Source organism: Frankiales bacterium (assembly GCA_016125335.1).
Classification (GTDB): Bacteria; Actinomycetota; Actinomycetes; order S36-B12; family CAIYMF01; genus Longivirga.
Genome location: WGLY01000039.1, coordinates 91,180 through 107,715, shown reverse-complemented (window position 1 = coordinate 107,715; position 16,536 = coordinate 91,180). Strand labels below are relative to the sequence as shown.

14 protein-coding genes and 1 pseudogene are annotated in these 16,536 nt (G+C 72.3%); 8 read left to right on the top strand and 7 right to left on the bottom strand.

Annotation, left to right across the window (positions count from 1 at the left end):
* A partial coding sequence (locus GC157_18275) for an NADP-dependent isocitrate dehydrogenase (GenBank protein MBI1379400.1) occupies nt 1-1,014 on the top strand: 1,014 nt, incomplete at its 5' end.
* Nucleotides 1,015-1,077: 63 nt separating this feature from the next.
* Here the strand turns inward: GC157_18275 and GC157_18270 are convergent.
* Complete coding sequence (locus tag GC157_18270) at nt 1,078-1,446, bottom strand: hypothetical protein (GenBank protein ID MBI1379399.1); 369 nt, start codon at nt 1,444-1,446, stop codon at nt 1,078-1,080.
* A gap of 130 nt (nt 1,447-1,576) precedes the next feature.
* Here GC157_18270 and xth point away from each other — a divergent pair, with 130 nt between their 5' ends.
* Nucleotides 1,577-2,449 carry an exodeoxyribonuclease III gene (xth, locus tag GC157_18265; protein ID MBI1379398.1) on the top strand — a complete coding sequence of 291 codons (873 nt, stop codon included), beginning with the start codon at nt 1,577-1,579 and terminating at the stop codon, nt 2,447-2,449.
* Nucleotides 2,450-2,521: pseudogene (locus tag GC157_18260) on the top strand (VOC family protein). It begins immediately after the preceding gene.
* A gap of 7 nt (nt 2,522-2,528) precedes the next feature.
* Here the strand turns inward: GC157_18260 and GC157_18255 are convergent.
* The 6 genes from GC157_18255 to GC157_18230 all read right to left on the bottom strand — a co-directional run bounded on the left by GC157_18255 (nt 2,529) and on the right by GC157_18230 (nt 10,559).
* Nucleotides 2,529-3,707 carry an AGE family epimerase/isomerase gene (locus GC157_18255; GenBank protein ID MBI1379397.1) on the bottom strand — a complete coding sequence of 393 codons (1,179 nt, stop codon included), beginning with the start codon at nt 3,705-3,707 and terminating at the stop codon, nt 2,529-2,531.
* A gap of 112 nt (nt 3,708-3,819) precedes the next feature.
* Entirely contained in the window at nt 3,820-5,532 is a 1,713-nt protein-coding gene (locus tag GC157_18250) for an FAD-dependent oxidoreductase (protein MBI1379396.1), read from the bottom strand.
* Nucleotides 5,529-6,692, bottom strand: a complete 1,164-nt coding sequence (galK, locus tag GC157_18245) for a galactokinase (protein MBI1379395.1) — start codon at nt 6,690-6,692, stop codon at nt 5,529-5,531. The genes GC157_18250 and galK overlap by 4 nt, the downstream gene beginning before the upstream one ends.
* A complete protein-coding gene (gene galT, locus GC157_18240) occupies nt 6,689-7,774 on the bottom strand; it encodes a galactose-1-phosphate uridylyltransferase (protein ID MBI1379394.1) in 1,086 nt (361 codons plus the stop codon). Before galT ends, galK begins: the two co-directional genes overlap by 4 nt.
* Nucleotides 7,771-8,586: a DeoR family transcriptional regulator gene (locus GC157_18235; GenBank protein MBI1379393.1), complete on the bottom strand. Its 816-nt coding sequence runs from the start codon at nt 8,584-8,586 to the stop codon at nt 7,771-7,773. Before GC157_18235 ends, galT begins: the two co-directional genes overlap by 4 nt.
* On the bottom strand, nt 8,583-10,559 hold the full coding sequence (locus GC157_18230) for a beta-galactosidase (GenBank protein MBI1379392.1): 1,977 nt from the start codon (nt 10,557-10,559) through the stop codon (nt 8,583-8,585). The genes GC157_18235 and GC157_18230 overlap by 4 nt, the downstream gene beginning before the upstream one ends.
* Before the next feature lie 282 nt (nt 10,560-10,841).
* Here GC157_18230 and GC157_18225 point away from each other — a divergent pair, with 282 nt between their 5' ends.
* The 5 genes from GC157_18225 (at nt 10,842) to trpS (ending at nt 16,530) form a co-directional block, all read left to right on the top strand.
* On the top strand, nt 10,842-12,191 hold the full coding sequence (locus GC157_18225; protein ID MBI1379391.1) for an extracellular solute-binding protein: 1,350 nt from the start codon (nt 10,842-10,844) through the stop codon (nt 12,189-12,191).
* Nucleotides 12,192-12,209: 18 nt separating this feature from the next.
* Nucleotides 12,210-13,151: an ABC transporter permease subunit gene (locus GC157_18220; GenBank protein MBI1379390.1), complete on the top strand. Its 942-nt coding sequence runs from the start codon at nt 12,210-12,212 to the stop codon at nt 13,149-13,151.
* A gap of 68 nt (nt 13,152-13,219) precedes the next feature.
* Nucleotides 13,220-14,086, top strand: a complete 867-nt coding sequence (locus GC157_18215; GenBank protein MBI1379389.1) for an ABC transporter permease subunit — start codon at nt 13,220-13,222, stop codon at nt 14,084-14,086.
* 120 nt (nt 14,087-14,206) lie between these two features.
* Nucleotides 14,207-15,532, top strand: coding sequence for a DUF21 domain-containing protein (locus GC157_18210; protein MBI1379388.1), 1,326 nt, complete (start codon nt 14,207-14,209; stop codon nt 15,530-15,532).
* Nucleotides 15,529-16,530 (top strand): tryptophan--tRNA ligase, encoded by a 1,002-nt coding sequence (gene trpS / locus GC157_18205; protein MBI1379387.1) that lies wholly within the window; start codon nt 15,529-15,531, stop codon nt 16,528-16,530. The genes GC157_18210 and trpS overlap by 4 nt, the downstream gene beginning before the upstream one ends.
* Nucleotides 16,531-16,536: the final 6 nt, after the last annotated feature.

Sequence of the window (16,536 nt, the reverse complement as noted above, 5' to 3'; positions counted from 1 at the left end):
GTCGGCGTCAAGTGCGCGACCATCACGCCGGACGAGGCGCGGGTCGAGGAGTTCGGCCTGAAGAAGATGTGGAAGTCGCCGAACGGCACGATCCGCAACATCCTCGGCGGCGTCATCTTCCGCGAGCCGATCGTGATCTCGAACATCCCGCGGCTGGTGCCGGGCTGGACCAAGCCGATCATCATCGGCCGTCACGCCTGCGGCGACCAGTACCGCGCCACCGACCTCAAGGTGCCCGGGCCCGGCTCGCTCACGCTGAAGTTCCAGCCGGCCGACGGCGGGGAGCCCATCGAGCTCGACGTGTTCGACTTCCCCGGCGGCGGCGTGGCGATGTCGATGTACAACCTCGACGACTCGATCCGCGACTTCGCGCGCGCGTCGATGCGCTACGGCCTCGACCGCGGCCTTCCGGTGTACCTCTCGACGAAGAACACGATCCTCAAGGCCTACGACGGCCGCTTCAAGGACCTGTTCGCCGAGGTGTTCGAGGCCGAGTTCAAGGCCGAGTTCGAGGCTGCGGGCATCACCTACGAGCACCGGCTCATCGACGACATGGTCGCCGCGGCGCTCAAGTGGGAGGGCGGCTACGTCTGGGCGTGCAAGAACTACGACGGTGACGTCCAGAGCGACACCGTCGCGCAGGGCTTCGGCTCGCTCGGGCTCATGACCTCGGTGCTCATGACGCCCGACGGGCGCACCGTCGAGGCGGAGGCCGCGCACGGCACGGTGACCCGCCACTACCGCATGCACCAGCAGGGCAAGCCGACCTCGACGAACCCGATCGCCTCGATCTTCGCCTGGACGCAGGGCCTGTCCTACCGCGGCAAGATGGACGGCACGCCCGAGGTGACCGAGTTCGCCCAGACGCTCGAGCGCGTCTGCGTCGAGACGGTGGAGCAGGGCAAGATGACCAAGGACCTCGCGCTGCTCATCGCGCCGGACGCGCCCTACCTCACGACCGAGGAGTTCCTCGACGCGATCGACGAGAACCTCCGCGCGGCGATGGGCGCCTGACCCACCCGCACCGCACGACGGCCCCCGGACACGAGTCCGGGGGCCGTCGTGGTCCGCAGGGCGCTACTCGCCGCTGCCCTCGGCGTGCCAGCCGCCGTGGCCGAACGTCCGATGGACCCACTCCCGGAACGAGCGCCCCTCGCCGTAGCCCGCGTCCGCCTCGAAGGCGACCGTGCCGGACGGTTCCGGCAGCGCGGCCGCTTCGGTGTCGTCGATGGTGCACCGGATGTACTCGGTGGTGATCTCGCTGATCTGGTCGCGGTCGATGAACCGGTGACCGTGCTCCGTGGAGACGATGACTCCGTCGAACAGGTCCTCGGACGCGATCTCGAGCACCTTCGCCAGGGTCCCGAACTGCTTCCCGGTCGAGGACAGCATCGGAACGCCGAGGGTGGCGCCCTCGTACGAGACAGGCTGGGCGTCGTCGGTCACTGGGGGCTCCTCGGCGGGACGGGCGGGCGGGTGGATCCGGGCACGGTCGACAACGCTACGCCGCACGCCTGAGTCGCGGACGCTGACTCGCGCATGGCGGCCCGGGTCGGGGCGTCGCGGCGGGGACGAGATGACCGCCGCGGCTGCGGGACCGCCGGGGTCCGGCGTCGGTCCGGACTGGTTGGATGGCGGCGTGCTCACCGTCGTCACCGCGAACGTCAACGGGGTGCGGGCGGCGGCGAGGCGCGGCGGCCTGGCGTGGCTCGCGGCCAGCGGTGCGGACGTGCTGTGCCTGCAGGAGGTCCGGGCGACCGACGAACAGTTCGCGGAGGTGCTCGCCGACGCCGGCCTCGGGCACCTGCACGTGGCGCACACGGAGGCCGAGGCCAAGGGCCGGGCCGGGGTCGCGGTGCTCACCACGGCGCCGCACCGGGCGGTGCGCACCGGCGTCGGTCCGGAGGAGTTCGCCGGATCGGGGCGCTGGATCGAGGTGGACGTCGACACCGCGGTGGGACCGCTGACCGTGGCGAGCACCTACGTGTTCACCGGCGAAGCCACGGACGAGCCGCGGCAGGCGGAGAAGTACCGGTTCCTCGACGCGGTCGAGGCGCGCCTGGTCGACCTGGGCCGGCCGCGCCGGCGCCGGCAGGCGATCGTGTGCGGCGACCTCAACGTGGCGCACCGCGAGGTGGACATCAAGAACTGGCGCGGCAACCGCGGCAAGGCGGGTTTCCTGGAGGGGGAGCGGGCCTACCTCGACCGGTGGTTCGACGTCCACGGCTGGACCGACCTCGGCCGGGCGCTCGGCGGCGACGGGCCCGGCCCCTACACCTGGTGGTCGTGGCGCGGTCGCGGGTTCGACACCGACGGCGGCTGGCGCATCGACTACGCGCTCGCCACGCCGGGACTCGCGGCGCGCGCGGTGAAGGCGGAGGTCGGCAAGGCCGCCTCGTACGCCGAGCGCTGGAGCGACCACGCCCCGCTGAGCGTCACCTTCACCTGACCGGCACCGCCGATGAGCTCGGGCTGGATCGTGATGTCCGACCCGGAGGGCAACGAGTTCTGCCTCGACTGAGGCCGCTTCAGCCGCTCGACGCCGGCGTGCCCACGGCCCGGGCGAGCCCGGGTGCCAGGGGCAGCCCGGGCAGCAGCACCGCCTGGAGCGCGTGGTAGACGTCGGGGGCGCCGGCCCACGTGCGCTCGGACGGGTGGTTGCCGGCGTCGAGCTCGTGCCACCAGGCGCCGGGGCGCGCGGGGTCGAGCAGGTGCCGGTGGACGAACTCCGCGAGCTGCTCGTAGCGCCCGGCCCACGTCGCGTCCGCGGTGCTGCGGTGCAGCGCCCACGCGGCGCCCATCGCCTCGCACACCACCCAGTGGAATCGCTCGCGCACCACCGGGGTCCCGTCGAGGTCGGTCGTGTAGACGAGCCCGCCCTGCGCCTCGTCCCACGCGTCGCGCCAGGCGACGGCCGCGAGCTCGCGGGCTGCCGGGCCGAACCACGCGGGCACGTCGTGGCACGCGCCGAGGGTGAGCACCAGGCGCGACCACTCGAACGCGTGCCCGGGCGTGACGCCGAACGGCCGGAACGGGTGCCGAGGGACGTCGCGGTTGTAGTCCGGCAGCACGCGCCACCGGGCGTCGAAGTGCTCGGGCACCCGCCAGGACGCCGCGCGGGCGGCCTCGAGCATCCGCGTGCACACCGCCGTCGCCCGGTCGCGCCAGGCCGTGTCGCCGGTGGCGTCCGCTGCCGCCAGGAACGCCTCGACGAGGTGCATGGCCGCGTTGCCGCCGCGGTAGTCCTCGCGGTCGGTGAAGCCGGCGGCGTAGGACTCGTACGGCATCTGCGCGTCCTCGTCCCAGAAGCGGTCGAGCACGGTGCCCAGCGCCGCCTCGAGCAGGACGTGGGCGCGCGGGACCCCGGCCACCGACGCGGTCGACGCCGCGAGAACCACGAAGGCGTGCCCGTAGGCCTCTTTGCGGCCGCCGGGGGAGTCGAGGTCGCCGACCCACCCGCCGTGCTCCTGGTCGCGGTAGATGTCGAGCAGCGCAGCGGTGCCGGCGCGGGCCGCCTCGCGGTCGTCCTCGCGGCCGAGCATCGCGCCCAGCGCCAGGCAGTGCACCATGCGGCACGCGATCCACAGGGGCCGCCCGCGCGAGGGGTCGAGGCCGCCGTCGCGGGTGCGCCAGCCGAAACCCCCCGCGGGATGGGCGGATCCGGCCGCCCAGCCGAGGAGGCGCCGGGCCTCGGCCGCGCGCCACAGCGCGTGCGCCGCGCCCGCCGCCGAGGAGGGGTCGAGCAGGCTCACCGGGCCCGCCGCCGCAGCAGAGCCGGCTTGCCCGGCCGTCCGCAGCGCCGGGGGCCGGGCAGGCCGGTCATCCCGGGACGCGCGGGTCGGTCACCCGCTCGCGGATCGCCGCCGCGGCGTCGTCGTCCGGGGCCGCCTGCGCCTCGAGCTCGGCCTCCACGCGCTGCCGGTAGCGGGCCACCTCGCGCTCGCGGGTCGCGTCGTCCCAGCCCAGCACGTCGCCCATGAGCCGGGCCGCGTGCGGCGCCGCGCCGAGACCGCGGTCGCCCGCCTCGAGGTAGAGCCGGGTGCGACGCGTGAGCACGTCCTCGATGTGCAGCGCGCCCTCGTGGCTGGCCGCGTGCACGATCTCGACCGCCAGCGTGCCGGCGCCTCCGGGCACCTCCCGCGCGAGCTCGGGCTCCTCGTCGACGTGGAGCAGCAGCTCCGGCAGCAGCCGGCCGTAGCGGTGCGCGAGCCGGTCGAGGTGGGCGGCGTCGATGTTCTCCGTGCCGGGCCAGCCGGCGAGCTCGGCGAGCAGCGTCTCGGGCTCGCACGCCCCGAGCAGGGGGACCTCCGCGCTGCGCGAGGGCGGGAGCAGGTCCGGCCGGCCGGGGAAGAGGTCCTCGCCGCACGCGTCGACGGCGTCCTCGGCCATGACGCGGTACGTCGTGTACTTGCCGCCGGTGATCGTCACCAGGCCGCGCAGAGGGGAGCGCACGGTGTGCTCGCGCGAGATCTCCGACTCCGCCAGCCCCTCGGTGTCGACCAGGGGGCGCAGCCCGGCGTAGAGCCCGATGACGTCGTCCTCGGTGAGCCCGGAGGTGAGCGCGGCGTTGGCCTGCTCGAGCAGGTAGGAGATGTCGGCGTGCGTCGCGGAGGGGTGCGAGAGGCCGTGGTGCCACGTGGTGTCGGTGGTGCCGATCACCCAGGACCGCCCCCACGGCAGGACGAACAGCACCGACGTGCGCGTCCTGGTGATGAGGGCGACGGACGCGTCGATCCGGTCGCCGGGCACCACGATGTGCACGCCCTTGCTCGGCCGCATCCGGATCGGCTGCTCGACGCCGGCCAGCTGCTCGGTGATGCCGGCCCACACGCCGGTGGCGTTGACGACCACCGTGGCGGGCACGTCGTGCGACTGCCCCGTGGTGGCGTCGAGGACCTGCGCGCCCACGACGCGCTCGCCCTCGCGGGCGAACCCGACGACCCGGGCCCCGGCGACGAGCGAGGCGCCGTGCGCGGCGGCGGTGCGGGCCAGCTCGAGGGTGTGCCGGGCGTCGTCGACCTGCGCGTCGTGGTAGCGGATGGCCCCGGCGAGAGTCTCCTCGCGCAGCGACGGGAAGGCGCGCAGCGCGGCGGACTTGGACAGGTGGCTGTGGCGGGGGAGCGACGGCACCAGGCCGCCGAGCGTGTCGTAGAGCGTGAGGCCCGCGCCGACGTACGGCCGCTCCCAGATGCGGTGCGCCAGCGGGTAGAGGAACGGCAGCGGGGTCACGAGGTGCGGCGCGAGGTGGTCGAGCAGCAGGGCCCGCTCGCGCAGCGCCTCGCGCACGAGCGTGAAGTTGAACTGCTCGAGGTAGCGCAGGCCGCCGTGCACCAGCTTGCTCGACCGGCTCGACGTCCCCGCGGCGAAGTCGCGCTGCTCGACCAGGCCCACCGAGAGCCCGCGCAGCGCGGCGTCGAGGGCGATGCCGCAGCCGGTGACCCCGCCGCCGACGACGAGCACGTCGACCCCGGCGCGCAGCCGGTCCCAGGACTGCGTGCGGTAGTCCGCGTCGAGGCGGCCCGGCTCGCTCATCGCAGCGGCCCCGCTCCGTCGCCGGGCGTGGCGTCGACGAACGCGGGGCGGTGCAGGCCCGCGTCGTGGAACGCCGCGAGCACGGCCTCGCGCACCGTCTCGACCTCCGCGACGTCGACCAGCGCGATCGCGGAGCCGCCGAACCCGCCGCCGGTCATCCGCGCGCCGAGCGCCCCGGCGCCCAGCGCGGTGTCGACCACGAGGTCGAGCTCGAGGCACGAGACGGCGAAGTCGTCGCGCAGCGACACGTGCGACGCCGTCAGCACCTCCCCGACACCGCGCAGGTCGCCCCGGTCGAGCCGCTCCACCACGTCGCGCACCCGGCCATTCTCACCCACCACGTGGCGCACGCGAGCCCGCAGCACGGGGTCGGGCAGCCGGGCGAGCGCGGCGTCGAGGTCGGTCACGTCGCGCAGGGCCGGCACGCCGAGCATCCGGGCCGCCGTCTCGCAGGCGGCGCGGCGGTCGGCGTAGCCGCCGTCCACGAGGGCGTGACGCGCCCTGGTGTCCACCACCAGCAGCGCGAGGCCGTGCGCCGCGGGGTCGAACGGCACCTGACGCACCGCCAGGCTTCGGGCGTCGAGCAGCAGCAGGTGGCCCGCCCGGCCCAGGGCGCTGGCCATCTGGTCCATCACGCCGCAGGGCACGCCGACGAACTCGTTCTCGGCCCGCTGGGCGAGCAGCGCCGTCTCCACGAGGTCGAGATCGGCGCCTGCGAGGGCCAGCAGGGCGCCGGCCGTGGCGAGCTCGAGGCTGGCCGACGACGACAGCCCGGCCCCGAGCGGCAGGTCGCCGTCCACGAGCACGTCAGCCCCGACGACGGGGACGCCCCGCTCCGCCAGGGCCCAGGCGACGCCCGCGGGATAGGCCGCCCAGCCCGTCACCGTGCCGGGCGCGAGGTGGTCGAGGTCGACGTCGACGGGCTCGGCCGCGTGCCGGTGCGTCACCAGGCGCAGCACGCGGTCGGGACGCGGTGCGGCCCGCACGGTCGTGCCCAGCGTGAGCGCGAGCGGCAGGACCCACCCGTCGTTGTAGTCGGTGTGCTCGCCGATGAGGTTCACCCGCCCCGGCGCCCGCCAGGCCACGGTGGGCTCCCGGCCGTGCACGGCCGCGAAGGCGGCGGAGGACCCGGTCCCCACCTCGCCGTCCGCGGGGGTCACGACGGGCCGGCCGCGCGCAGCCGGGCGGCGACGTCCTCCGGGGTCCGGTCGTTGACGAACGCGCCCATGGCGGACTCCGAGCCGGCCAGGTACTTGAGCTTGTCGACGCTGCGCTGCACCGAGAAGAGCTCGAGGTGCAGCGCGGCGAGGTCACGTCGCTCGCGCACCGGCGCCTGGTGCCACGCGGCGATGTAGGGCAGCGGGATGCCGAAGAACGCGTCGCCCCGGCGGAGCAGGTCGAGGTAGACGTCGGCGAGCTCGTCGCGCTCGACGTCGGTGAGCGCTGCCAGGTCCGGCACGCGCCGGCGCGGGTAGAGGTGCATCTCCACGGGCCAGCGCGCCGCGAACGGCACGAACGCCACCCAGTGCTCGCTCTCGAGGACCACGCGGCTGCCGTCGGCCAGCTCGGCGTCGACGACGTCGTCGAACAGGTTCCGGCCGGTGGCGGCCAGGTGGCGTGCGGCGGAGTCCAGCTGCGCCCGCGTGACCGGGGTGACGAACGGATAGGCGTAGATCTGGCCGTGCGGGTGGCGCATGGTGACGCCGATGGCCTCGCCGCGGTTCTCGAACACGAACACCTGCTCGACGCCGGGCGTGCGCGAGAGCTCGGAGGTGCGGTCGGCCCAGGCCTCGATCACCAGCCGGGCCCGGTCGTGGTCGAGGTCGGCGAACGACGCGTCGTGGTCGGACGTGAAGCACACGACCTCGCACCGGCCCCAGGCCGGATGGTGCACGTGCACGCCGTCGTCCGCCACCTCGGACGGCGTGCCGACGAAGGCCGGGAACCGGTTCTCGAACACGACCACGTCGTAGTCGTCGCTGGGCACCTCGGTGAGGCGCCCGTCGCGGCTCGGGCACAGCGGGCAGTCGTCGGGCCCGGGCAGGAAGGTGCGGTCGAGCCGGTGCGCGGCCACCGAGACCCACTCGTCGCGCAGCGGGTCGTGCCGCAGGTCCGGCGCGTCCCCGCGGGGGTCGAGGTCGCGCTTGTCGATCGTCTCGCGCTCCGGCGACGAGTCGTCGTCGAAGTGCAGCAGCTCGCGTCCGTCGGCGAGCGTGACCACCGTGCGGCGTACGGGCCTCACCTCGCCCCCTCGTGCAGCTGCTCGACGGGCAGCCCGCGCCGGGCGACGACGACCTCAGGGACGCGCTCGCGCAGCACCGCCAGCGCCTCGGGCGGCATCTCGTCGTCGGTGATGAGGATGTCGGCGACGTCGAGCGGCACGATCGTCGACAGGCCGACGGTGCCCCACTTCGTGTGGTCGGCTACCACGACGAGGCGCCGGCCGGCCTCGACGAGGGCGCGGTCGGTCTCGCTCTCCATGAGGTTGGGCGTGGTGAAGCCGCTGCGCTCGTCCATGCCGTGGACGCCCAGGAAGACGAGGTCGAGGTGGAGGCTGCGCAGCGCGGCCACCGCGACCGGTCCGACGAGCGCGTCGGAGGGGGTGCGGATCCCGCCGGTGAGGACCACGGTCTGGTCGGAACGGCCGCTGGACAGCACGACGTCGGCGATCCGCATCGAGTTGGTGACGACGGTGAGGCCGGGGATGTCGCGCACGAGGTGCGCGAGGGTCCACGTGGTGGTGCCCGCCGAGATGCCCACGGCCGAGCCGGGCGAGATCAGCTCGGCGGCCACGTGGGCGATGGCGTCCTTCTCCACCTGGGCCCGCACCTGCTTGGCCTCGAAGCCGGGCTCGTGGTTGCTGCGCTCGCCGATCGCCATCGCGCCGCCGTGCACCTTGGTGAGCAGGCCGCGCTGGGCGAGGGCGTCGAGGTCGCGCCGCACCGTCATGTCGCTGACGCCGAGGGACTCGACGAGGCGGCTGACGCGCACCGCGCCCAGCCGCTCGAGCTCGTCGAGGATGTGCGCCTGGCGCTGCGAGGCGAGCGCGGTCACGCCGGACCTCCTTCACGCACCACGGCGACACCGCCCGCCGGCACAGTGACCGAGCCGGCGACGTGCTCCCCGCTCACGAGGTCGAGACCCTCGGCCGCGACGGTTGCGGCGGAGTCGGTGTGGTTGAGCACGAACAGCCACGAGCGGTCGTCGGAGCGACGCCGCACCACCTCGACACCGGGGACCGTCGCCGTCACCGGGACGACGCCCGCCTCCGCCACGACCCGTCCCACGATCCGCGCGGTCGTCGCCGCGTCGGTGCGGGTGGCGACGTACCACGCGACGCCCTCGCCGAGGGGGTGGCGGGTGACCGCCGGCATGCCGGGCACGGGACCGTCGACGTAGCGCACGACGGCCTCGGCGCCCTCGAGCCGGAGGTCCTCGGTCCAGACGTCCGCGCGGCCGCCGTCGTCGAGCGACACCGACTCGCCGGCCAGCAGCGGCGCGAACTCCTCGACGACGATGCCGAGCGTGTCGCGGAACGCGCCCGGGTAGCCGCCCGGTCGGATGTGGTCGTCGCGGTCGACGACGCCGGAGAAGTACGTGACCAGCGCGTGCCCGCCGCCGCGCACGTACGTGTCGAGCCAGGGGCCCACGGCGTCGTCGACGAGGTAGAGGGTGGGCACCACGACGAGGTCGTAGCCGTCGAGCGGGGCCCCGGGCGCCACGACGTCGACGGTGACGCCGAGCTCCCACAGCGCCTCGTGCAGGGCGCGGGCACGGTCGGGGTAGTGCACGTCGACGCTGGGGTGGCTGTCGAGCTCGCAGGCCCACCAGGCCTGCCAGTCCCACACCAGCGCGACCGACGACTGCACCCTGCTGCCGGCCACCTCGCCGAGCCGCTCGAGCAGGCTGCCGAGCTCCACGACCTCGCGCCAGAGCCGCGTCCCGGTGCCCGCGTGCGGGATGAGGCCCGAGTGGAACTTCTCCGCCCCAGCCACGGACGCCCGCACCTGGAAGACGTTGAAGCCGTCGGCGCCCCGGGCCACCTGCTGCAGCGCGTCGCGACGCAGCGCGCCCGGCCGCTTGGCCGGGTTGCGCGGCTGCCAGTTGACCGCGCTCGGCGACGTCTCCATGAGCAGCCACGGCTCGCCACCGGCGAGTCCGCGCACGGTGTCGGCGGAGAGCGCCGCCTCGACGTGCGTGCGGGGGTCGGCGAAGTCGGGGTAGTAGTCGTTGGAGACGACGTCCAGCTCGCGGGCCCAGGCCCAGTAGTCGAGCTGGTTGAACCTGGTCATCACCATGAGGTTAGTGGTGACGGGGATGCCGGGGGACAGCCGGTGCAGCACGTCCCGCTCGGCGACGAGCTCCTCGAGCAGCAGGTCGGAGGCGAACCGGCGGTAGTCCAGCTGCTGGGTCGGGTTGGCCCAGGCGCCGTCCGGGGTGATCCGCGGCGGCAGCACCTCCGCCAGGGACCCGTATCGCTGGCTCCAGAACGCGGTGCCCCACGCGCGGTTGAGCCCGTCGACGTCGCCGTAGCGGTCGGCCAGCCAGTCGCGGAACCGTCCGGCGCACGTGTCGCAGTAGCAGCGGGCGGTGTGGCAGCCGTACTCGTTGCCCACGTGCCACATCACCAGGGCCGGGTGCCCGTGGTAGCGCTCGGCCAGCGTCTCGACCAGCGCCAGGGCGCGCTCGCGCCACACGGCGGACGACGGGCAGTAGGCCTGGCGCGCGCCCGGCCAGCGCCGCCGGCCCTCGCGGTCGACGGGCAGGGCCTCGGGGTGCGCCGCGGTCAGCCACGGCGGGGGCGACGCGGTGGCCGTGGCCAGGTCGACCCCGATGCCGGCGCCGGCGAGCCCGTCGAGCACGTCGTCGAGCCAGCCGAGCTCGTAGCGGCCGGGTGCGGTCTCGAGGTTGGCCCAGGAGAAGACGCCCACCGTGGCCAGCGACACCCGCGCCTGGCCCATGAGCTCGAGGTCGTGCGCCCAGACCTCGCGCGGCCACTGGTCGGGGTTGTAGTCACCGCCGAACATCAGGCGACCGGGAAGCCAAGCCACGTGCGCAGCGTGGACCCGTCGGGACCCAAAGTCAACAATTGGCAACAGATCCGCTCACGCGCCCTCTGGTGCCCTTTGTGGGGCGTTGCGTCCGGCAAACGCCGGATATACCCCGGTATCAGCGGCTTTAGCGCGGGTCGTGCCCCGTGGCGACGCGACACGAAGAAATGTCAACGAAACATCTTCCCTCGGGAACGCTCGGGGCCTACAGTGCGGTCCTGTTGGGATCTGTGGGATCCCGTTGCTTCAGGAGGTAGCATGACGCAGGGTGCCTCGTTCGGGGACCAGACTTCGTTGGTGAGCCGGCGGCGCGTGCTCCAGGGCCTGGCCCTCGGTGCCGGGGTCGTCGCGGCCTCGCCGCTGCTCGCGGCCTGCGGGTCCTCGGAGAGCCCGGGCGCCACGGGCTCCGCCTCGGGCGGCGCAGGGTCGCCCAGCGGCACGGTGACGTTCGGCTCGAACGCCTCGGACGCGGTTCCGAAGGCGGCCTACCAGTCCGTGTTCGACGCGTTCACGAAGGCGTCGGGCGTGCAGGTCAAGGTGAACTCGGTCGACCACAACACGTTCCAGGAGCAGATCAACACCTACCTGCAGGGCACGCCCGACCAGGCGTTCACCTGGTTCGCCGGCTACCGCATGCGGTTCTTCGCCGACCAGGGGCTCTCGCAGCCGATCGACGACGTGTGGTCCAAGGTCGGAAGCCAGTTCAACGACTCGTTCAAGCAGGCCTCGACCGGCAACGACGGGCACCAGTACTTCGTGCCCTTCTACTACTACCCCTGGGCCCTCTTCTACCGGAAGAGCGTGTTCCAGGAGCTCGGCCTCGACGCCTCGAAGATCACCACGCTCGACGAGCTCAAGGCCGCGATGAGCACCATGCAGAAGAAGGGCCTGATCCCGATCGCCTTCGGCGACAAGGACGGCTGGCCCGCCATGGGCACCTTCGACTACATCAACCTGCGCACCAACGGCTACGACTTCCACGTCTCGCTCATGGCGGGCAAGGAGTCGTGGACCGACCCCAAGGTCAAGGCCGTCTTCCAGAACTGGGCCGACCTGCTGCCCTACCACCAGGAGGGCGCGCTCGGCCGCACCTGGCAGGACGCGGCCGGTGCGCTGCTCAACAAGAAGGCCGGCATGTACCTGCTCGGCATGTTCGTGGGCCAGCAGTTCCCCGACGGCCCGGACCGCGACGACCTCGACTTCTTCCCGTTCCCGGCGATCGAGTCCGCGTACGGCACCGACACGGTCGAGGCTCCCATCGACGGCTTCATGCTCTCGAAGGCGACCGACAACGTCGACGGCGCCAAGGCCCTGATGGAGTACCTGGCCAGCCCCGACGCGCAGAACATCTACCTCGCGTCCGACCCGAACAACGTCGGCACCAACAACGGCACCGACACCAGCAAGTACAACGCCCTCCAGAAGAAGGCGGCCGAGCTGGTGGGTCAGGCCAAGCACATCTCGCAGTTCCTCGACCGCGACACGCGTCCCGACTTCGCCTCGACGGTCATGATCCCGTCGATCCAGCAGTTCCTGGCGAAGCCGACCGAGATCGACCCGCTCCTCGAGAGCATCGAGCAGCAGAAGCAGGCCATCTTCTCGAGCTGACCTGAGACGCTTCTCGCCATGGCGACCTCCGCAGCGACGGCGGCGACGACGGACAAGCGCCGTCGTCGCCGCCGCTCGGTCTTCTCACGCTCGGACAAGATCGTCCTGAGCCTCCTCGTCGGCGTCCCGACGTTCATCGTCATCGCGCTGGTGTGGGTGCCGACGATCCTGTCGATCATCCTGTCGTTCACCTCGTGGAACGGCATCGGCGGGATCGGTCGCATCAAGTTCGTCGGGCTGCGCAACTACGAGCAGATCTTCACGATCTACCCCGCCTTCTGGTCGGCGGTGCGCAACAACGTCCTGTGGCTCGTCGTGCTCCTGCTCATCGCGACGCCCCTGGGGATGCTGCTCGCCTACCTGCTCGACAAGGGGCTCAAGGGCAGCTTCTTCTACCAGACCGCCTTCTACATGCCGGTCGTGCTCTCGCTGGCCGTCATCGGCATCATCTGGCAGTTCATGTACGCGCCGGAGCTCGGTCTGATCAACAACGTGCTCGGCAAGACCGCGCCGGGCGACCAGATCGACTGGCTGGGCAACAAGGACCTCAACATCTGGGCCGCGCTGGTCGCCGCCTCGTGGCGCCACGTCGGCTACATCATGATGATCTACCTGGCCGGCCTGAAGGGCGTCGATCCGACTCTGCGCGAGGCGGCCGCCATCGACGGTGCCTCCGAGTGGCAGACGTTCGTCCGGGTGGTGTTCCCGGCGATGCGGCCGGTCAACGTGGTGGTGCTGGTCATCACCATCATCGAGGCGCTGCGCGCGTTCGACCTCGTGTTCATCATCAACGGCGGCCGCAACGGACTCGAGCTCCTGTCGGTGCTCGTCTACGACAACATCGTCGGCGAGGCCAGCCGGATCGGCTACGGCTCGGCCATCGCCGTCATCCTGCTGCTCATATCGATCGGACCGATCATGTACTACCTGATCAACGCCTTCCGCAAGGAGAACGCGTGAGCGCCGAGGCCGTGCCGAGCGGCGCGGCGCTGGTCCGGGACACCACGCACGACGAGGCCCGCGCCCGGGTGGGCCGGCGTCGGCGGCGGCGGCACTGGGTGTCGTACACGGTGCTCACGGTGCTGTCGGTGCTGTGGCTGATCCCGATCCTCTGGACCTTCTACCTGTCGTTGCGCCCCTACGACGAGACCCAGAGCGCCGAGAGCATCTTCAGCCGGCCCAAGACGCTCAACTTCGACAACTACGTCCACGCGTGGCAGCAGTCGGACTTCCTGCACTTCTTCATCAACTCGGCGATCATCACGATCCCTGCGGTGCTGATGACGCTCTTCCTTGCATCGCTGATCGCCTTTGCGGTGAGCCGGTACTCGTTCCGGTTCAACCTCGCGCTGCTGCTGGTGTTCACCGCGGGCAACCTGCTCCCGCCGCAGATCATCCTGGTGCCGCTCTACCGGATCTACCTGGCGCTGCCCCTCCCGCACGTCCTCAACGACAAGGAGGTCTGGTACGACTCCTACTGGGGCGTGGTGGCCATCCACGTCGCGTTCCAGATGGGGTTCGCGGCCTTCGTGCTGAGCAACTTCATGAAGGCGCTGCCCTCCGAGCTCACCGAGGCGGCGCTCGTCGACGGGGCCTCGGTCTGGCGGCAGTACCGCTCGATCATCCTGCCGCTCTGCCGGCCCGCCCTCGCGGCGCTCGGGGTGCTGCTCACGACCTGGATCTACAACGACTTCCTGTGGGCACTGGTGCTCATGAGCACCGGGGCGAAACGGCCCATCACCGCCGCCCTGAACAACCTCAAGGGCGAGTACTTCACCGACCTCAACCTGCTGGCTGCCGGCGCCATGATGGCGGCCATCCCCACGCTGATCGTGTTCTTCGTCCTCCAGAGGCAGTTCGTCGGCGGCCTCACCCTGGGGGCCACGAAGGGCTAGGCGCGGGGCCGGCGGCGTCCGGCGCGCCGGGTCCCCCACAGCGCCCCCCGTCCTTGCCTAGGATCGGCGCATGGACGGGCCTCACGCCGGGCGAGCGGCGCGCCGCCGAGCGGGGGAAGCGTGAGCGAGTTCCTGCTCAACCTCGGCGTGGTGCTCGTGTTCACGCTGATCGGTGGTTTCTTCGCCGCTGCCGAGATCGCCCTGGTGTCGCTGCGCGAGAGCCAGGTTCACCGGATCGCCGCCGAGCGCGGCCGCCGGGGCGCCCGGCTGGCGGCGCTCACGTCGGACCCCAACCGCTTCCTCGCGGCCGTCCAGCTCGCCGTCACCACGGCGGCCTTCCTGTCCGCAGGGTTCGGCGCCTCGCAGATGTCGCCGCAGGTGGCGCCGCTGCTGGAGAACATCGGGCTGTCGGCGGGGGTCGCCGACGCCACGGCGTTCGTGCTGGTGACGCTCCTGCTGGTGTACCTGTCGCTCGTGCTGGGCGAGCTGACCCCCAAGCGGATCGCGCTTCAGCGCGCGGAGGGCATCGCGATCGCCACGGCGGCCCTCATCGACCGGCTGGCACGGGTGGCCCGCCCGTTCATCTGGCTGCTCTCGGTGTCGACCGACCTTCTCGTGCGCGCCGTGGGCGGCGACCCCACCGCCAACAAGGAGATCATCACCGAGGACGAGCTGCGCGGGATCGTCGCCTCGCAGGAGACCCTCACGGCGCAGGAGCGCGCGCTGATCGACGACGTGTTCGACGCCGGCGAGCGCGAGGTGCGCGAGGTGATGGTGCCGCGCACCGAGGTGGACTTCCTCGACGCGACGCTGCCGGCGTACAAGGCCGCTCGGGCGGTCTCGGACATGCCGCACTCGCGCTACCCCGTGTTCCGCGGCTCCCAGGACGACATCGTGGGCTTCGTGCACATCCGCGACATCCTGAACCCGGACGTCGTCGACCGCGGGATCCGGCTCGAGGAGCTCTGCCGCGAGGTGCTGTCGCTGCCCGGGAGCAAGCAGGTGCTCCCCGCGATGTTCGAGATGCGCGCCGCCGGCGCCCACCTCGCGATCGTCGTCGACGAGTACGGCGGCACCGCCGGCATCGTGACGCTCGAGGACCTCGTCGAGGAGCTCGTGGGCGAGATCCGCGACGAGTACGACCTCGAGGAGGTCGTGTCCCGTCCCGTGGGCGGCGACCTCGAGGTCGACGGGCTGCTCAACCTCGACGACTTCGAGGACCAGACGGGGATCGAGCTGCCCGAGGGCCCGTACGAGACCGTCGCCGGCTACGTCGTCGCCGCCCTGGGCCGCCTGCCGGAGGTCGGCGAGACCGTGGAGCTCGAGGGCACCGTGCTCACGGTGACCGAGCTCGACGGCCGGCGTGCGGCCCGGATCCGCGTCACCCGCCCCGGGACAACCGGGTCGCGGGAGGGCGGGGCGCCGGTGGAAGAATCCCCCGCATGACCCAGCCCCGCGTCCTGTCCGGCATCCAGCCCACCGCCGGCTCGTTCCAGCTCGGCAACTACCTCGGTGCCGTGCGCAACTGGGTCTCGCTCCAGGACGACCACGACGCGTACTACATGGTGGTCGACCTGCACGCGATCACGGTCGAGCAGGACCCGGTCCGGCTGCGCGAGAACATCCGCCTCGCCTACGCCCAGATCATCGCCGCCGGCGTCGACCCGTCGGCGTCCACCCTGTTCGTGCAGAGCCACGTGCCCGAGCACGCGCAGCTGTGCTGGGTCATGGAGTGCATGACCGGGTTCGGCGAGGCGTCGCGCATGACGCAGTTCAAGGACAAGTCCGCGCGCAGCGGGTCCGACCACGCCTCGGTGGGCCTGTTCACCTACCCGATCCTCCAGGTCGCCGACATCCTCGTGTACCAGGCCGACGGCGTCCCCGTGGGCGAGGATCAGCGCCAGCACCTCGAGCTCACCCGCGACCTCGCGCAGCGGTTCAACCACCGCTACGGGCCCACGTTCACCGTCCCCACGCCGCTGATCGTGAAGGAGACGGCGAAGATCACCGACCTCCAGGACCCCACGGCGAAGATGAGCAAGTCGCTCCCGCACGGAGCGGTGTTCCTGCTCGACGACGCCAAGGTGATCGCCAAGCGGATCCGCTCGGCGGTCACCGACAGCGAGAGCGAGGTGCGGTTCGACCCGGTCACCAAGCCCGGCGTCTCCAACCTGCTCACGATCCTGGCCACCCTCACCGAGCGCAACGTCGAGTCGGTCGCGAAGGACTACGACGGCAAGGGCTACGGCGCGCTCAAGGCCGACACCGCCGACGCCGTCGTCGCCTTCGCCGAGCCGTTCGCGGCGACCGTGCGCGAGCTCGTGGGCGACCCGGCCGAGCTCGCCCGGCTCATGGCGCAGGGCGCGCACCGTGCCCGCGAGGTCGCCTCCACCACGCTGGCCACCGTCTACGACCGGCTGGGCTTCCTGCCGGCCGGAGGGTGAGCGGCA